This window comes from Acinetobacter sp. Ag2 (assembly GCF_001005515.1).
GTDB classification, from domain to species: Bacteria; Pseudomonadota; Gammaproteobacteria; order Pseudomonadales; family Moraxellaceae; genus Acinetobacter; species Acinetobacter bereziniae.
The window spans coordinates 1-14,529 of sequence record NZ_LBNA01000059.1 but is presented as its reverse complement, the minus strand read 5'-3'; the positions used below and the strand labels follow the sequence as shown (position 1 = coordinate 14,529).

Below are 14,529 nucleotides of genomic sequence, written 5' to 3'. Positions count from 1 at the left end.
ATACAACTTAATCAATGTGTAGCAATAAGAACTTGAATAAAGGTGATAATGTGATTTTACAACAGTATAAAATTGTATTTGGTGGCAAGATGGGGGCAGGTAAAACTGAAGCGATTAAGTCTTTGTCTGAAATTTCAGTTTTATCTACGGAAGCACAAAATACTGATGAACAATCACACAGTAAAGCGTTGACCACTGTTGGGATTGATTACGGCGAAATCCGTTTAGAAGATGGTGTTGTTGTAGGTTTATATGGGACACCAGGACAAGACCGATTTGATTTTGTCTGGTCAGTGATCTGCAAAGGTGCAATAGGTGCTGTAGTATTGATTGATCACTCTCAAAAAGACGCAATTGAGGATTTGAAGTTTTACTTTCAAAGCTTCAAAGAATATGTAAACAACATTGTTGTCGGGGTAACGCATGTCGACGAAAACCCGCAGCAGTTGCTAAAACAATATAAAGATTGGATGAGTTTAAATCAGGTCAACATGCCCATTTTCGCTGTAGATGCGAGAAAGCAAGATGATGTATTGTTAATGGTTGAAGCATTGATTGCTCGAGCAGAAGTTGAATTTGGATAAAATCATCAGCTCCTTATAATAATACGTTCAATATGAACGTATTCTGTCTGAATACACAGCGTATCCATTTTATGGATACGCTTTTTTAATGTGCTTGAAATGATTGAATGTCATCATCACTGTGAAAAATTTGAAAGTAAGCACCAAGATAAACCATTTTAACGAATATGCACAAAAATAGTGCGTTAAAATAGTGCTGAATGATTTTAAAATAAGAAGTGTGTCTGAATATGGTGCAATTCTATTTGCACTCAGTATAATAGAAGCGAAATAATGGTTGCTAAGCTTATTTTCTGATAAGAAATTCAATAAATTAGCAATTATTTTAAAAGTTGGTATGCTAATTGCTTTATAGATACCAACTACTAACACGCACTTCACAAGTGCAACAAAAATTCATTGGAGCAAAATGAGCATGGCGAACAAGGTCCTTCAACTCATACAAGAAAGTGGCGCAAAATGGGTCGATTTTCGCTTTACTGATACTAAGGGTAAAGAGCAACATGTAAGTTACCCTTCGGATACTATCGATGAAGATACTTTCGAAGATGGTAAAATGTTTGATGGTTCTTCAATCGCTGGCTGGAAAGGCATTGAAGCATCTGACATGATTTTACGTCCAGATCCTGAAACTGCTTTCCTTGATCCGTTCTTTGCTGAAGCGACAATTGTCGTGACTTGTGATGTTATTGAGCCTTCAACTGGTCAAGGTTATGACCGTGATCCGCGTTCAATTGCTCGTCGTGCTGAAGAGTATTTAAAATCTACAGGTATTGGTGATACTGCATTCTTTGGTCCAGAACCAGAATTCTTTGTTTTTGACGAAGTTAAATGGGATATCGACATGTCTGGCGCTCGCCATACTTTGATCGCTGAAGAAGCTGCATGGTCTACTGGTAATTCTTACGAATCTGGTAACTCTGGTCACCGTCCACGTGTGAAAGGTGGTTACTTCCCAGTTCCTCCTGTTGATTCTCATCAAGATATGCGTGCTGAAATGTGCGCGCGTATTGAAGACATCATGGGTCCTGGTCGTGTAGAAGTACATCACCATGAAGTTGCATCATGCCAATTAGAAATTGGTGTGAGTTTCAACACGATGGTTCGTAAAGCAGACGAAGTTCAACAGTTCAAATATGCAGTGTGGAACGTTGCTCATCAATATGCAAAAACTGCAACCTTTATGCCTAAACCAATGGTAGGTGATAACGGTTCTGGTATGCACGTTCATATGTCGATCTCTAAAGATGGCAAAAACTTGTTTGCTGGTGATGAATATGCAGGTCTTTCAGAGATGGCATTGTACTTCATCGGTGGTATTATCAAACATGCTCGTGCGTTGAATGCGATTACTAACCCTTCTACAAACTCGTACAAGCGTTTAGTACCACACTTTGAAGCACCGATCATGCTTGCTTACTCAGCACGTAACCGTTCTGCGTCTATCCGTATTCCTTACGTTTCTAGCCCTAAAGGCAAACGTATTGAAGCACGTTTCCCAGATCCAATGATGAACCCGTACTTAGGTTTCGCGGCATTGTTGATGGCTGGTCTTGATGGTATTCAAAACAAGATTCATCCAGGTGAAGCTGCTGACAAAAACTTATATGATCTTCCTCCTGAAGAAGAAGCAAAAATCCCAACAGTTGCTCACAGTCTTGATATGGCGCTTGAAGCACTTAAAGCGGACCATGACTTCCTTCTTAAAGGTGGCGTGTTCACGAAAGAAATGTTAGATGCCTATATCGAACTTAAAACTGAAGATGTTCGTCGTTTAAATACAACGACTCACCCAGTTGAATTTGATATGTACTATAGCTTGTAATTCAGATCTGAATTTAAGCGATAAAAACCTGCCTCGTGCAGGTTTTTTTATTGATTAATCATTCAAATTAATCTCTATAATTGATTCAAAGCGCAGTCAATCTGTGAAAGAGACATACAGTAAAATTTAATTTCTTTTGATCAATAAAATGAATATTAAAAGTACCTAGTTTGAGATATAAAACTATCAATGTCATGTTTTATATCTAAAGTTTAAATAGATTGATGAAGGCAATATCTCAACATAGAAAGACGCATCTATGATGCAAAAGTACAAAACAAATTAATCGCTAAAAGATTATAAGAGTTTGTACTAAATTGTGCAGTATTTGAATTTAAGATATTGAAATTTAATTATTTTTAAAGTGGTTGAGGGGGTTGGTTGTATTTTTGAAAGAATAAATTTGAGTAAAAAAAGCCAGTACCATGACTGGCTTTAGTACATATGGATAGATGATGTTAATGCGATACAACACTACTTGGTTGGTATTTTTGAATATATTTTTCACGAATTTCATTGCGTTCATCTGATGTAGATGCTTTTTGCATTTTTTTCCGCATTTCATTACGTTCAGATGTGCTCATTTGTTGCCATGCTTCACGCATTTTTTGCTTTTCTTGTTCAGGAAGTTGAGTAAACCAGTCCATACGTTGTTGTAAAGCAGCGCTTTGTTCAGTTGGGAGCTCTTTTAAATTTTGGTAGCGTTTGATTAATGCTTTTTGTTCATCTTCAGACAGCGCATCCCATGTTTCATTGACTTGCGTATTCGCATCTTTGGAAAAAATCCAAAAACGTTCAAATCCAGCAAAACTTGTTTGTAGAAAACCAAAAGCACAAAATGCCAATACTAATTTTCTAGCTACCATGAGAATTTTTATCCTCACCAAAAACAGATAACATATCTAAATCTTCCATCATTTGTGGTGAAAGTTTAGGGCTAATCACCACTTGTTGCGGCGTATGAGCTTCATTGGAAACATCGAAAGCATTTGGTACAACAACAAAGCCTGTAATTGCTGCTGCAAGTGCAAAGCCAGTCATTTTCCAATTGCTAAAGCGTGATGTTGGCTGATCTTGGATACGATCTAACACATTATTCATCACCACTGCTTTATTGCGGTGATGACGTGCAAGTTCATCCAGTTTTGCCGTCACTTGTTTGGTGAAATCATCATTATTCATGTGATGAACCTCCATACGGATTTAAATGTGATAGCGCAGTTCTTAATCCTTGAATTGCTCTATGGTAATGGGTTTTTACACTACCTTCGCTACAGTTCATAATTGATGCCGTTGTCTGTGTATCAAAGCCTTCCCATGCACGTAGCATAAATGCTTGTTGCTGGCGTACAGGTAATTCACTAATCGCGTCTTGAATTTCTTCAATAGTGACATCTTGATCTAAAAACTGAAGCGGGTTTGGCGTAGATTCATCAACAATTTCCATCGCTTCTTCATCATCAGAATCTAAATCGATTTTTCGAAATAGGGAAAAAGGAGATGCTCTACGTGCTTCTTTACGACGCCAATCTTGTAGTTTGTTATTTAAAATAGTGTAGAACAATGGATACCATTCTTCTGTGGACTTATCCGCGTAAGACTTATGTAGGGAAATAAATGCTTCCTGTACCAAATCCATTGCAATCCCATTATGACCTTGTGTTGCATTTTCCATCATGACCAAGGCACGACCTGTCACATCCTGCATAAAAAAACGCAGGCGCTGTTCACTGGTACTCGTTTGAGCACTGGCTGTTTCAGTCTGTGACTTCTTTGGTGCTAAGTCCATAGAGATGGAAAATCCCGTCATTGGGTACCCACCATTATTTTAAATTCATATCACTATAACGTTTAAAAAATGGTTTGGGTTGACACGTAAATCAATTATTTTTTTCAGTTTAAATGATTTTTTTCAATAACGGGCGATATTTAAAATAATTTAACCTTATAGTCGTTGACGAACCATTTCAAAGAAGCAAATTGAGCCTGCAACAGCGACATTGAGTGATTCTTGACCGCCTGGTTGTGGAATAGATACAGCTTCTGCACGTTTTAATGCAAATTCTGAAACGCCTTGACCTTCATTACCCAAAATCCACACACATTGTTTACGTAAATTTTTGGAATACAGACTTTCTGCTTCATGTGAGCTGGTGACATAAACAGGAATTTTGAATTGCTTTAAAATATCCTCAAGTACAACATTCTCATAGGTTTGTAAGGAGAAATGTGCGCCCATACCCGCACGCAGAACACGTGGTGACCATAATGAAGCAGAGCCTTTTGTACAGACAATTTGTTCAATGCCCGCAGCTGCGGCAGAACGCAATAGCGTTCCGACATTACCAGGGTCTTGAACATTTTCAAGAATTAACGTGTCTTCGCTAAAATTCAATGCTTGTGTTGAGCTTGGCAAATCAACGATTGCAAGGCAGGCAAGGGTGGTTCCTAAGGTGCTTAGGTCCTTATATAATGCTTCGCTGATCACGAACACCATCCCTTGGTATTGGTCAATGATCTCACCAAGATCCTCATGATCCAATGCATGCTCAGTGGTGAAAATCGAATTAATTTTGCGTCCCTTTTCTAACCATGCAAGACTCAGGTGTGTGCCTTCAAGTACAGTTTGTCCTTGTTTCTTACGATAAGTATTTTGTTCAATTAAACCTCTTAGGTGCTTAATTTTAGGATTGTCTTTTGATTCAAGGAAAATTGTAGGCATGGGAGAGTAGATCCAAAAATAAGTAAGATCTGTTGATCATTCCAAAATGAATTTACAACAGACCTTTACTGGTTTTACGCGCTTAAAGCGCACGTAAAAATGAAAGAATTAGTGATGATAGCTTGTAACAAGTTCAACTTCATTCTTAGAGCCAATCACGACTGGAACACGTTGATGTAACTCAGTAGGTTGAATATCTAGGATACGCACGCGACCTGTTGTAGATGCACCACCAGCTTGTTCCATTAACATGCTCATTGGGTTGGCTTCATACATCAAACGCAGGCGACCTGCTTTTTGAGGGTCTTTGGTGTCGTATGGATATAGGAAGATACCACTACGGCATAGAATACGGTGAATATCACCCACCATACATGCTACCCAACGCATATTGAAGTCTTTTTCGCGTACAGAAGTTTTACCTGCTTGTAGCTCATCAATATAACGTTTTACAGGCGCTTCCCAATGACGTTGATTTGAAGCATTGATTGCGTATTCTTTAGTATCCGCAGCCACTTGAACATTTTCAGAAGTCAGTAAAAATTGTTGAGTTTCTGGATCGAAGGTAAAAAATACAACACCAGCGCCAACAGTAAGTGCCATCATGGTTGATGGACCATAAAGAACATAGCCAGCAGCAGCTTGTTGTGAACCAGCTTGCATGAAATCTTCTGCTTGTGTAATGCTATTTTGAGCAGGAAGGATCGAAAAAATTGTACCTACACACATGTTAATATCAATATTACTTGAACCATCCAAAGGATCAAATAAAACAAGATATTTGCCGTTTTCTTGCGCTGGGGTAAACTCATCTAATTCTTCTGATGCTAAGCCACCCACATTTGAGTTAGCTTTAAGTGCATCAATTAAATAATCATTTGAAATAACATCAAGTTTCTTTTGTTCTTCACCTTGTACATTTTCATTTTGAGCACTTCCCAGTACACCTGCTAACGCACCTTTTTGTAGCGCCTGATCAATGGTTTTACATGTGTTGGCAATCGTTTCAATCACATTGGCAAGTTCAGGTGTTAAATTCCCTTGTTGTTGTTCTAAATATTGGGATAGAGTGCGATATGACATATCAGAGGTGCTCCAAAAGTGATAAATTTTGACACATTAAACAATAGCGGTATTTTAGATGAGTTCAGCTCAAAATAAAAATTATCCTGTGTTATTTGTCGTGAAATTACCCTTGCAAGTATTTTAGAAAGTGTTATGTTGGATATACGGATAATAACGTAAAGGAGCACTCACATGACAACGGCAAAGTTTGAAGCGACTCCGACTCAAAATGAAGGTATTGATCTTAAAGAGATTAGTGCTGAAAATGTGAAAGAAGCATGGAAGAATTACGAAGCTAAACCTGAGTTCAAAGAATTCAATAAGCACGATATGATTGAATCCATGCAAAGTCCCAAGCCAGACGAGTCAAAGGCTTAATCAATAAGAAGCGTTTATCACTTTGATAAGCGCTTTTTTATTTTATAATCCAAGTAAATTTCGAAGACTATCGCATCAATCATGATTGAAATTCATCATAAAGCAGATATCGTCTTTCCATTTCATCAAATTGGAGAGCCAGAGTGGGAGGTAAAAACCCAACGCATTTTGCAATCATTTGCAGATTTAAATGATGATGAAGTTGCATCTCCAATAAATATTGATGAAATTGATCAACTTGAACTGCGCTTAAAAACCACTTTGCCAGTTTCTCTAAAAATTTTCTATCAAACATTTGGCATTGCGGATATTGGTGAAGAGCTACAACAGTTTGATGATATTGGCTATTTAAAAGATATATGGGCTGCCGCACCAGAATATGCACCTGAATTCACTTCAAAAGATGTAGAAGTTTTACCGCATTTGATTACTTTTAGTGACTATCTCGGTAATGGCAATATGTTTTGTTTTCATGACATAAGCAAAGAAGTCTATTATTTTGATCATGATGATAGACCTTATTTGGCAAAAATCTTTGATGATGTCGATGAATATCTCAAATGTTGTTTAATCTTGTTGCAGTCGGATTTATTTGGTGATGCTACCCCTGATCAAGTTGAGCAATGGGTAGAAGATATGGTGATTGAGCTCATCGGTGATCAAAAGCTCAAAAAATGGCGGTATTGATTTTAAATCCAAAGAAAGTCTAGTTTTAATATTTGAACTTTTAAATATCAAAATCATCAATTGGTCGGCTAGCCTAATATAAAAATGCCCAATTGAATTGGGCATTTTTATATTGTTTTTAAAAATTATTTTAATAACGGTGGAACAGCTTCATAGTTAATTTCGACACGACGGTTTTCTTTCCATGCAGATTCATCATGTCCTGCATTGATTGGCATTTCTTTACCATAACTTACCGCTTCCAATTGGTTTGGCTTAACACCGTTAGTGATTAAGTAGCTTTCTACAGCTTTTGCACGACGTTCACCCAAAGCCATATTGTATTCACGGGTACCACGTTCATCCGTGTGACCTGTTAGGGCAACTTTTGAATTTGCATTGGCGATTAGGAATTGTGCATGCGCTTGAAGTGTCTGATAGTCATCATTTGAAAGATCACTACTGTCATAGTCAAAATGTACAACACGCTTTGCTAAAAATGCTTTGTTTGCTTCAGTTACACCTTTTGCTGAAGCGCCTGCTAAATTTTGTGCATTTAAAGCTGCATCTTCACTTAAGCCTGTCGTGTTTACTGTAGTCGCACTATTGGGATTTGTTCCAGATTCTACTGTTGCAGCAGGTTTACGGCTGGCACAACCAGTCATGACTAAGCTTGCTGCGAGTAATGGTAACGTTAAATATTGAATAGCCTTCATGTTGATCTCCGATACTTCCTTTTTAAATTAAGTCATGCGACATGGGTAAATCATTTAGGTGCCCAAGCAGGCTCACGTACTTCACCTTGTTCACTCGGTAAATTCATTCGGAAACGACCATCTGTTGACATGATTGCCAATAAGCCACGATTTCCTTCACGCGTTGCATATACCACCATTTGCCCGTTTGGAGAGAAGCTAGGTGATTCATCGAGACTTGTTGGAGTCAGAATATTGGTAATTCCAGTAGAAATTTCTTGAATCGCGACCTTGTAATTGCTGCCAGAAGGGCGATGTACCAATGCAACATATTTGCCATCTGCACTGAGCGTACCACGAGCATTGAATGCGCCACGGAAAGTTAAACGTTTTGTTGAACCGTCATCAAAGCTATAGCGATAAATTTGCGCTGAACCACCGCGGTCAGAGGTAAAAATAAATGATTTCCCATCAGGTGCATAGCGTGCTTCTGTATCAATTGCACTGTCATTGGTCATTCGTTTAACTTGACGAGTGTCTAAATCCATTTGATATATTTCAGGATTGCCGTGCATAGATGCGGTGAACAACATAGATTTTCCATCAGGAGAAAAACTAGGTGCACCATTCAAACCACGGAATGAGGCTAATTTCTCACGAGCGCCAGAAGCCAAATCTTGAACATAAATGGCTGGACGTTTGGTTTCAAATGATACATAGGCGATCTTTTTAGCATCTGGTGTCCAAGCAGGAGAGAGAATAGGATCTCTTGAGCTCAATACAGTTTTAGGTTGTTCACCATCGGTATCTGCGATTTGCAAAGTATAACGTGTATCAGGTGTTGCAGGATTGCGTAGCACATAGGCGATACGTCCAGTAAAGTCACCTTGGATACCTGTTAATGCTTGATAGATAGCATCACTGATCATATGTGCTGCGGTACGTACACGCGAAGCAGGAACTGTGAGCAATTCATTGAGCAAGAATTTTTGCTTTTCGACATCATACAGTTGGTAATGTACAGCCAATGAACCATCAGCATTTACTTTTGACTCACCTAGAACGACATAAGGAACACCAGCGGCTTTCCAAGCTTCTGCATTAACATTATTTACGCTGGCAGTTGCAGGTAAGTTTTTAGAAGAACTGGTAAAGCGACCAGAACGATTTAAATCCTGTTCGATGATCGGGTAGATGGATTGATCATTGCTAAAAGGAAGAATGGCAATTTTAGGTGCGGACTCAGGAGCTTTAGCAATTTCTAAATGCAATTGTGCATACGATGTGGTGATCAATGCTGGGCTCAATGCAACAATTATCGCTAATCCTAATAGACGTTTAGGCATGATTTTCATTGGACTTCATGTACTCAAATATCAATTTTTAACTATGCTTAGCTTTGTAGCATAAAGACATTATTTTAATCTATATAAAGCATGTAATTATGAATAAAAGATGATAATTCGCTGTTTGTTGATAAAAAATAAATCTAAATGTATGACTCAGATGAATGACAGCTTGATAAGTTATCTAAACAAATTGATTAAAATCATAACCGTTGACGAAACATAGGATATTATTCACTGACAGCGAATTGGAGAGGAATTTCTTGAAATTGTTTTTTAAGCGATTGTTCATTAGGCATTTCAAAGGGAGCAGCTTTATAAATCGCTGTTTTGATTGAAAGTGCAAATTCATCACTAAACTGTCCACCCACGAATAGAATATCTTCAACATTTCCTTGTTCATCTAGATAGACCCGAACATTGGCTTTCTCTGCTAAATCTGTTGCAGGGCGTTTCCAATATTTTGTAATACGATTCATTCTGCTTTTGTAAATTTGACTGGTGATTTGATTTTGTCTAAGTTGTTCATTTTGTGTAGGTGTATTTTTTTGCTGGGGTGGAGCAGTTGGTGGCATTTCATGTGTAAATGGGTTAGAAGGTATTTGTTGCCTGTTAACCTCAATTGGCGGGTTGATTTGATTTTTTTCAGCAAATGAAAATGTTGAGAAACAAATAAGAAAGCTGCTAATCAGCAATGTTTTATATTGCATTTTATTTTTCCAATGTGTCTATATGACTTGGTTGATAATCGATATTGTTTTAACTATAGAGAATGCAAATTCTATTCTACAATAAAGTTGACTGAGAAACTTTGTACATCTCTCCTAACTTCTGGTTGAGTGGGCAAGGTGAATGGCGCTGCATCGTAGATCGCTTGCTCTATACTTGCTTTGACATCTGGAGCTGCTGAACTGACAACGATTGAGTCAATGGAGCCATTTTGTGTAAGCTTTATACGTGCGTTGGTTTTTTGTTCTGTTGCGCCTGTTGGTATAAGCCAAGCCCTTAGAATTTTATGGGCAAATTCTTTTTTTATGCTGAATGCCAGTTTTTTAGCCTTCGCTTTTTGCTCGTTGGCAAGATCACTTTTCTTTTCAAGGGCTGACGCAGTTGTATTCAATTCCATTGGATGGATTGATGCAAAATTAGTTTCAGTATTTTGGCTATTTTGATTTGCAAGCGTGCTTTGATAGATCAATGCAGGAAATATAAATAAAAAAAATTTCACAAATTCCTTATCCATAGCGTGAATCAAATAATAACCCTGCCAAAGCAGGGTATATTACAAAAATTATTTCACAGTAAAACTCGCAGTAAAGCTCCGTGCCTCGCGTCGAGCATCAGGATCAGAAGGCATTGGGAAGGGGGCTGCGTTACGTACAGCTTGTTCTACACTTGCTTTAACATCAGGATCAGATGCATTCACGATAACCGATGCAACAGCTCCACTATCTGTCAACGTGACACGGGCAGTTGCCTTTTGACCAGATGAGCCTGCTGGCATACGCCACGCATTTCGAACCTTATTTTCAAAGTCCTTTTTCGCTGAAGATGCAATTTTTCTGGCTTCTGCCTTTTTATTCGCAGCTGCTTCTTTTGCTTTCTCAGCAGCAGAGTTCTTTTCTTCCTCTAACTCGCGAGCAAGATCAGCTTTGCGTTTTGCATCTGCTTTGGCTTTAGCATCTGCATCAGCCTTGGCTTTTGCGTCTGCCTTAGATTTTGCCTCAGCTTTGGCTTTTGCCTCAGCATCAGCCTTGGATTTTGCATTCGCATCTGCTTTGGCTTTAGCATCGGCATTACGTTTGGCTTCAGCTTCCGCTTTGCGTTTAGCTTCGGCATCAGCTTTGGCTTTAGCATCCGCTTTGCGTTTAGCATCTGCATCTGCTTTGGCTTTTGCATCCGCTCTGGCTTGAGCTGCTTTTTCAGCAGCTTCTTTTCTCACTTTTTCTGCTGCTTCGGCTTTACGTTTAGCTTCAGCATCAAGACGAGCTAATCTTGCTTTTTCAGCAGCATCGGCTTTAGCTTTTTGGAGGGCTTCTTGCTTCGCTTTAGCCGCCGTTTCAGCTTTAATTTTTGCATCAGCTTCAGCTTTGGCTTTTTCAGCTGCATTTTTTGCCTGTTTCACTTTTTCTGCTGCTTCTTGTTTCGCTTTCTCCGCGGCTTCAGCTTTCGCTTTTGCTTGTTCTGTGGCTTTTTCCTGATCAGCTCGCGCTGCAGCGAGTGCCATTTTTTGTTCTAAAGCGGCTTTAGCTTCATCAGCTGCTTTTTTTATATCCACTGCTTCAGTATCAGGCTTTGATTCGACTGGAATTTCAGGCGCAGTTTGGTCTGGTTCAGCAGTTTGTTGGATATTTTCTGAAATTTTTGAGTCAGCTGTTTCCGTTGAATCACTGTCTACCAATGGTTTTGGTTCTGGAGGAGGTAAATCTTCAGGTTTAATAAGAACAGTTTTAATTTGCTTCGGAGGTTCTGGTGGTCGACTAAGACCTAAAAAGAGTAAGCCTGTAATCGCCATCACATGAATACCAAGGGTAAATCCAAGTGCAATCGCTTTTTCTTTAGATTGTGGCTTTTGAGTATTTTTCATAACTTACTTTACAGACTCTGTCAGTAAGCCAACTTGGCTTAAACCCGCATCTTGTAGTGCAGACATAAGTTTCATCACTTCACCATATGGGCGTGACTCACTACCATTAATCAAAACACTCAATTGTTTGCTGTTTGCTTGAGCTTGCTTTTGATTTTCTGTAAGGACTATTTTAAGCTCTTCTAAAGTAAGCACATCATTGTTATGTGTTTTATCTTCGAGCTGAATGCTTCCATCCGCATTAAGCGTCACGATAGCAGGTCGATCCTCAGATTGAATCGGATTGTTATTGGCTTGTGGCAAGTCAACTTTGACACCCGTCGTAATCATAGGTGCTGTAACCATAAAAATGACCAATAAAACCAACATAACGTCGATATAGGGAACAACGTTCATATCACTTTTTAAAGGCTTTTTGACACGGTCAAAACGTCCTGAGCGTTGGATTGCCATTATTCAGCTTCCTGTGTAGTTCCCACAGACTGACGTTGTAACAGCGCCACCATTTCTTCGGCAAATAATGCACGATCTGAGTAAATTTCTTCACCTTTTGCCGTGTAATGGTTAAATGCCAATACTGCTGGAATTGCCGCAAATAAACCAATCGCAGTTGCAATCAGTGCTTCGGCAATGCCAGGTGCAACAGTTGCAAGAGTTACTTGTTCAACCTGTGCCAAACCGATGAAGGCACTCATGATGCCCCAAACAGTACCAAATAAACCTACATAAGGAGCGACAGAGCCTATGCTGGCTAAGGCACTTAAACCTTGTTCTAAACGACCTTGATCACGACTTAAGCCTACTCGCAAAATACGTTCTGTACCTTCAATCATGGGTACAGTATCAGCTTGGCGCTTTTTCAATTTCAAATATTCACTTAAACCCTGATAAAAGATGTCTTCCAGACCATCGCGTTTAGAGTTAAGTTGCGCATTGTTATAGAGGGTATTAAGTTCAGCGCCAGACCAAAATATTTTTTGAAAATGGTCGTCGCCTTGGCGTGCTTTCTTATAGCCCATATGTAACTTGGCAATTAGATACCAACTAAAAACAGATGCAAGTACTAAGACCAGCATGACCAATTGAACCACAGGGCTCGCTTGTAAGATTAAATCAGAGATGTGCAGAGAAGATTCTAGTTGTGTTGCCATAGTTACATGTGCCAAAAATATTTTTTATTCGTGGGCTAATTCTCGAAGAATTAAATCACGGATTTCGTCAGGAATTCTACGAGGTTTCATATCTGTACTTAAACATGCCAACTCTACCTCGCCAGAAGCAAGCATGATTTCACCACGATATATATTTTGTTGCAACACAAATGACGAAGCTTTACATGAAACTACACTTGCTGTAACAGTAATCAGGTCGTCCATCAGTATAGGACGTGAGTATTTCAAAGCAATTTTATGCACGACAAAATTGTAATCTTTTTGATGCCAGTAATGATCAATCCCAGAAGCACGTAGCCATTCAGTACGAGCACGTTCCATGAAGCGAATATGATTGGCGTGATAGACGATGCCGCCAGCATCTGTATCTTCAATATATACACGGATTTGGAATTCGAATTTGTTACTCATGTTGCTATGCATTCCTGTGTTGTTTATTGCATATCTATCAATAGTTTGTCAGTACTGATTCAATTTCAAATCACTCAGTTGAAAAAAGAAGGACTTTGTTTGAATGATCGAATTGCTGAATTAAATTTTACAAGATCTATAAAGAAACATCTCAATAGTACCTCAGCAGCTATGTGGTTTTTTGAGCGACATAGGTATCTACATGAACAACGACGGATTGTTTGAACATTATCTGTACATAGGCTTTAAAATTAATATTGCAGAAAAAAATTGATTCGGTCCACTTATAGATTTTCACAAGAATTCAGCACTGACTTTGGCGCAAATTTTAGCACAAGGTATGTTTTCTCAAATGGCACAAGATTACATTCCAAATTAAGAATGAAAGGCTGATGGTGATTAGATTGAGTGTTTCTATAAATCAAGTGGTATTAAAGAGTAACAAATTGCTCGTAGGGATCTACTCGAAAGTTGTATTATAGAAAATGGTGTAGTGGCAAAAAAACTGATGTTGAAAGATTAAGTAAAGCTCATTTCACATAACACCCATTATGTTAAATGCAGGGTGTTATTCTTTTGAGTTTTCACAATTTAATAAAATACATTTCCCATCAATTTTACCAACTAAGCTTATAGGTTTAGATGTATCCTCATCGTCAAAAGATATTTCAACTAATAAGTTTTGATCCTCGAAAGATTCTAATTCTTTAATTAATTGCTTGATGCTTTTACCACAAGTTACCCATTCTGGATCTTTAGGCATATTATTTCCAGTCATTAAATATTTTATAATACAGCTTATACGAAATTCTTTGCTATTTTTCAAATTCTGTAGTCATTGAAACTTTATGATCAGTCATAAATTGATAAATGGGTGGTATTGTATTTGGGTTTGATCTTGTATTTTGATAAATTTGGATATTTGGGGTGCCAATGTTCCATCAATATTTTCTATGTATGCGGCATAAGAATATTTATTTAAGTTGACAAAAACCACAATTGCAGCATCAGTATCACATAGGTGTGCTTTACAACCTTGTAATACGACATATTAACCATCGGTAATACTCCCATTTTT

Annotated in this window: 18 protein-coding genes; 4 read left to right on the top strand and 14 right to left on the bottom strand. The window is 38.3% G+C overall.

Translation table 11 applies throughout. From position 1 onward, the window contains the following. Positions 1 to 50 precede the first annotated feature (50 nt). Together AAV97_RS19315 and glnA are read left to right on the top strand one after the other, a co-directional pair. Positions 51 to 584: a GTP-binding protein gene (locus AAV97_RS19315; protein ID WP_034707885.1), complete on the top strand. Its 534-nt coding sequence runs from the start codon at positions 51 to 53 to the stop codon at positions 582 to 584. 409 nt (positions 585 to 993) lie between these two features. Continuing rightward, entirely contained in the window at positions 994 to 2,409 is a 1,416-nt protein-coding gene (glnA, locus tag AAV97_RS19310; protein WP_009586679.1) for a type I glutamate--ammonia ligase, read from the top strand. Positions 2,410 to 2,867: 458 nt separating this feature from the next. Here glnA and AAV97_RS19305 read toward each other — a convergent pair whose 3' ends face one another. The 5 genes from AAV97_RS19305 to AAV97_RS19285 form a co-directional block, all read right to left on the bottom strand. Beyond that, on the bottom strand, positions 2,868 to 3,275 hold the full coding sequence (locus AAV97_RS19305) for a DUF3106 domain-containing protein (protein ID WP_046761458.1): 408 nt from the start codon (positions 3,273 to 3,275) through the stop codon (positions 2,868 to 2,870). Further along, complete coding sequence (locus AAV97_RS19300; protein ID WP_004824662.1) at positions 3,265 to 3,591, bottom strand: hypothetical protein; 327 nt, start codon at positions 3,589 to 3,591, stop codon at positions 3,265 to 3,267. The genes AAV97_RS19305 and AAV97_RS19300 overlap by 11 nt, the downstream gene beginning before the upstream one ends. After that, positions 3,584 to 4,198: an RNA polymerase sigma factor gene (locus tag AAV97_RS19295; RefSeq protein ID WP_010591608.1), complete on the bottom strand. Its 615-nt coding sequence runs from the start codon at positions 4,196 to 4,198 to the stop codon at positions 3,584 to 3,586. The genes AAV97_RS19300 and AAV97_RS19295 overlap by 8 nt, the downstream gene beginning before the upstream one ends. A gap of 156 nt (positions 4,199 to 4,354) precedes the next feature. Continuing rightward, the gene (locus tag AAV97_RS19290) at positions 4,355 to 5,131 is read right to left on the bottom strand and encodes a TrmH family RNA methyltransferase (protein WP_004824658.1); all 777 of its coding nucleotides are present in this window, start codon (positions 5,129 to 5,131) and stop codon (positions 4,355 to 4,357) included. Between the two features lie 108 nt (positions 5,132 to 5,239). Next, positions 5,240 to 6,214, bottom strand: a complete 975-nt coding sequence (locus tag AAV97_RS19285; RefSeq protein WP_046761457.1) for a class 1 fructose-bisphosphatase — start codon at positions 6,212 to 6,214, stop codon at positions 5,240 to 5,242. 174 nt (positions 6,215 to 6,388) lie between these two features. Here AAV97_RS19285 and AAV97_RS19280 point away from each other — a divergent pair, with 174 nt between their 5' ends. Next, entirely contained in the window at positions 6,389 to 6,574 is a 186-nt protein-coding gene (locus AAV97_RS19280; protein WP_004824653.1) for an NF038105 family protein, read from the top strand. Positions 6,575 to 6,655: 81 nt separating this feature from the next. Continuing rightward, entirely contained in the window at positions 6,656 to 7,261 is a 606-nt protein-coding gene (locus AAV97_RS19275) for an SMI1/KNR4 family protein (RefSeq protein WP_042086463.1), read from the top strand. 125 nt (positions 7,262 to 7,386) lie between these two features. On the opposite strand, the gene pal is transcribed toward AAV97_RS19275, so the two are convergent. The 9 genes from pal to AAV97_RS19230 form a co-directional block, all read right to left on the bottom strand. Then, complete coding sequence (gene pal, locus AAV97_RS19270) at positions 7,387 to 7,956, bottom strand: peptidoglycan-associated lipoprotein Pal (RefSeq protein WP_004824646.1); 570 nt, start codon at positions 7,954 to 7,956, stop codon at positions 7,387 to 7,389. 50 nt (positions 7,957 to 8,006) lie between these two features. Further along, entirely contained in the window at positions 8,007 to 9,290 is a 1,284-nt protein-coding gene (tolB, locus tag AAV97_RS19265; RefSeq protein ID WP_005032388.1) for a Tol-Pal system beta propeller repeat protein TolB, read from the bottom strand. Between the two features lie 221 nt (positions 9,291 to 9,511). Next, positions 9,512 to 9,991 carry a cell envelope integrity protein TolA gene (locus AAV97_RS19260; RefSeq protein WP_046761456.1) on the bottom strand — a complete coding sequence of 160 codons (480 nt, stop codon included), beginning with the start codon at positions 9,989 to 9,991 and terminating at the stop codon, positions 9,512 to 9,514. A 71-nt stretch (positions 9,992 to 10,062) separates the two neighbouring features. Next, entirely contained in the window at positions 10,063 to 10,509 is a 447-nt protein-coding gene (locus AAV97_RS19255; RefSeq protein WP_228136570.1) for a cell envelope integrity protein TolA, read from the bottom strand. Between the two features lie 63 nt (positions 10,510 to 10,572). Beyond that, positions 10,573 to 11,868 (bottom strand): cell envelope integrity protein TolA, encoded by a 1,296-nt coding sequence (gene tolA / locus AAV97_RS19250; RefSeq protein ID WP_046761454.1) that lies wholly within the window; start codon positions 11,866 to 11,868, stop codon positions 10,573 to 10,575. Positions 11,869 to 11,871: 3 nt separating this feature from the next. Beyond that, positions 11,872 to 12,321 carry a protein TolR gene (gene tolR / locus AAV97_RS19245; protein ID WP_004824636.1) on the bottom strand — a complete coding sequence of 150 codons (450 nt, stop codon included), beginning with the start codon at positions 12,319 to 12,321 and terminating at the stop codon, positions 11,872 to 11,874. Continuing rightward, complete coding sequence (gene tolQ, locus AAV97_RS19240; RefSeq protein WP_004824635.1) at positions 12,321 to 13,019, bottom strand: protein TolQ; 699 nt, start codon at positions 13,017 to 13,019, stop codon at positions 12,321 to 12,323. Before tolQ ends, tolR begins: the two co-directional genes overlap by 1 nt. A 24-nt stretch (positions 13,020 to 13,043) precedes the next feature. After that, entirely contained in the window at positions 13,044 to 13,451 is a 408-nt protein-coding gene (gene ybgC / locus AAV97_RS19235; RefSeq protein WP_004724526.1) for a tol-pal system-associated acyl-CoA thioesterase, read from the bottom strand. 568 nt (positions 13,452 to 14,019) lie between these two features. Next, positions 14,020 to 14,214, bottom strand: a complete 195-nt coding sequence (locus AAV97_RS19230) for a hypothetical protein (protein WP_046761453.1) — start codon at positions 14,212 to 14,214, stop codon at positions 14,020 to 14,022. Positions 14,215 to 14,529: the final 315 nt, after the last annotated feature.

What these genes read in the sequence shown, in the direction of transcription:
- tolQ (WP_004824635.1), bottom strand. Translation starts at nt 13,019, where the DNA reads ATGGCAACACAACTAGAATCTTCTCTGCACATCTCTGATTTAATCTTA.
- AAV97_RS19275 (WP_042086463.1), top strand. Translation starts at nt 6,656, where the DNA reads ATGATTGAAATTCATCATAAAGCAGATATCGTCTTTCCATTTCATCAA.
- pal (WP_004824646.1), bottom strand. Translation starts at nt 7,956, where the DNA reads ATGAAGGCTATTCAATATTTAACGTTACCATTACTCGCAGCAAGCTTA.
- tolA (WP_046761454.1), bottom strand. Translation starts at nt 11,868, where the DNA reads ATGAAAAATACTCAAAAGCCACAATCTAAAGAAAAAGCGATTGCACTT.
- AAV97_RS19300 (WP_004824662.1), bottom strand. Translation starts at nt 3,591, where the DNA reads ATGAATAATGATGATTTCACCAAACAAGTGACGGCAAAACTGGATGAA.
- ybgC (WP_004724526.1), bottom strand. Translation starts at nt 13,451, where the DNA reads ATGAGTAACAAATTCGAATTCCAAATCCGTGTATATATTGAAGATACA.
- AAV97_RS19290 (WP_004824658.1), bottom strand. Translation starts at nt 5,131, where the DNA reads ATGCCTACAATTTTCCTTGAATCAAAAGACAATCCTAAAATTAAGCAC.
- AAV97_RS19295 (WP_010591608.1), bottom strand. Translation starts at nt 4,198, where the DNA reads ATGGACTTAGCACCAAAGAAGTCACAGACTGAAACAGCCAGTGCTCAA.
- AAV97_RS19305 (WP_046761458.1), bottom strand. Translation starts at nt 3,275, where the DNA reads ATGGTAGCTAGAAAATTAGTATTGGCATTTTGTGCTTTTGGTTTTCTA.
- AAV97_RS19230 (WP_046761453.1), bottom strand. Translation starts at nt 14,214, where the DNA reads ATGCCTAAAGATCCAGAATGGGTAACTTGTGGTAAAAGCATCAAGCAA.
- tolB (WP_005032388.1), bottom strand. Translation starts at nt 9,290, where the DNA reads ATGAAAATCATGCCTAAACGTCTATTAGGATTAGCGATAATTGTTGCA.
- glnA (WP_009586679.1), top strand. Translation starts at nt 994, where the DNA reads ATGAGCATGGCGAACAAGGTCCTTCAACTCATACAAGAAAGTGGCGCA.
- AAV97_RS19285 (WP_046761457.1), bottom strand. Translation starts at nt 6,214, where the DNA reads ATGTCATATCGCACTCTATCCCAATATTTAGAACAACAACAAGGGAAT.
- AAV97_RS19260 (WP_046761456.1), bottom strand. Translation starts at nt 9,991, where the DNA reads ATGCAATATAAAACATTGCTGATTAGCAGCTTTCTTATTTGTTTCTCA.
- AAV97_RS19280 (WP_004824653.1), top strand. Translation starts at nt 6,389, where the DNA reads ATGACAACGGCAAAGTTTGAAGCGACTCCGACTCAAAATGAAGGTATT.
- tolR (WP_004824636.1), bottom strand. Translation starts at nt 12,321, where the DNA reads ATGGCAATCCAACGCTCAGGACGTTTTGACCGTGTCAAAAAGCCTTTA.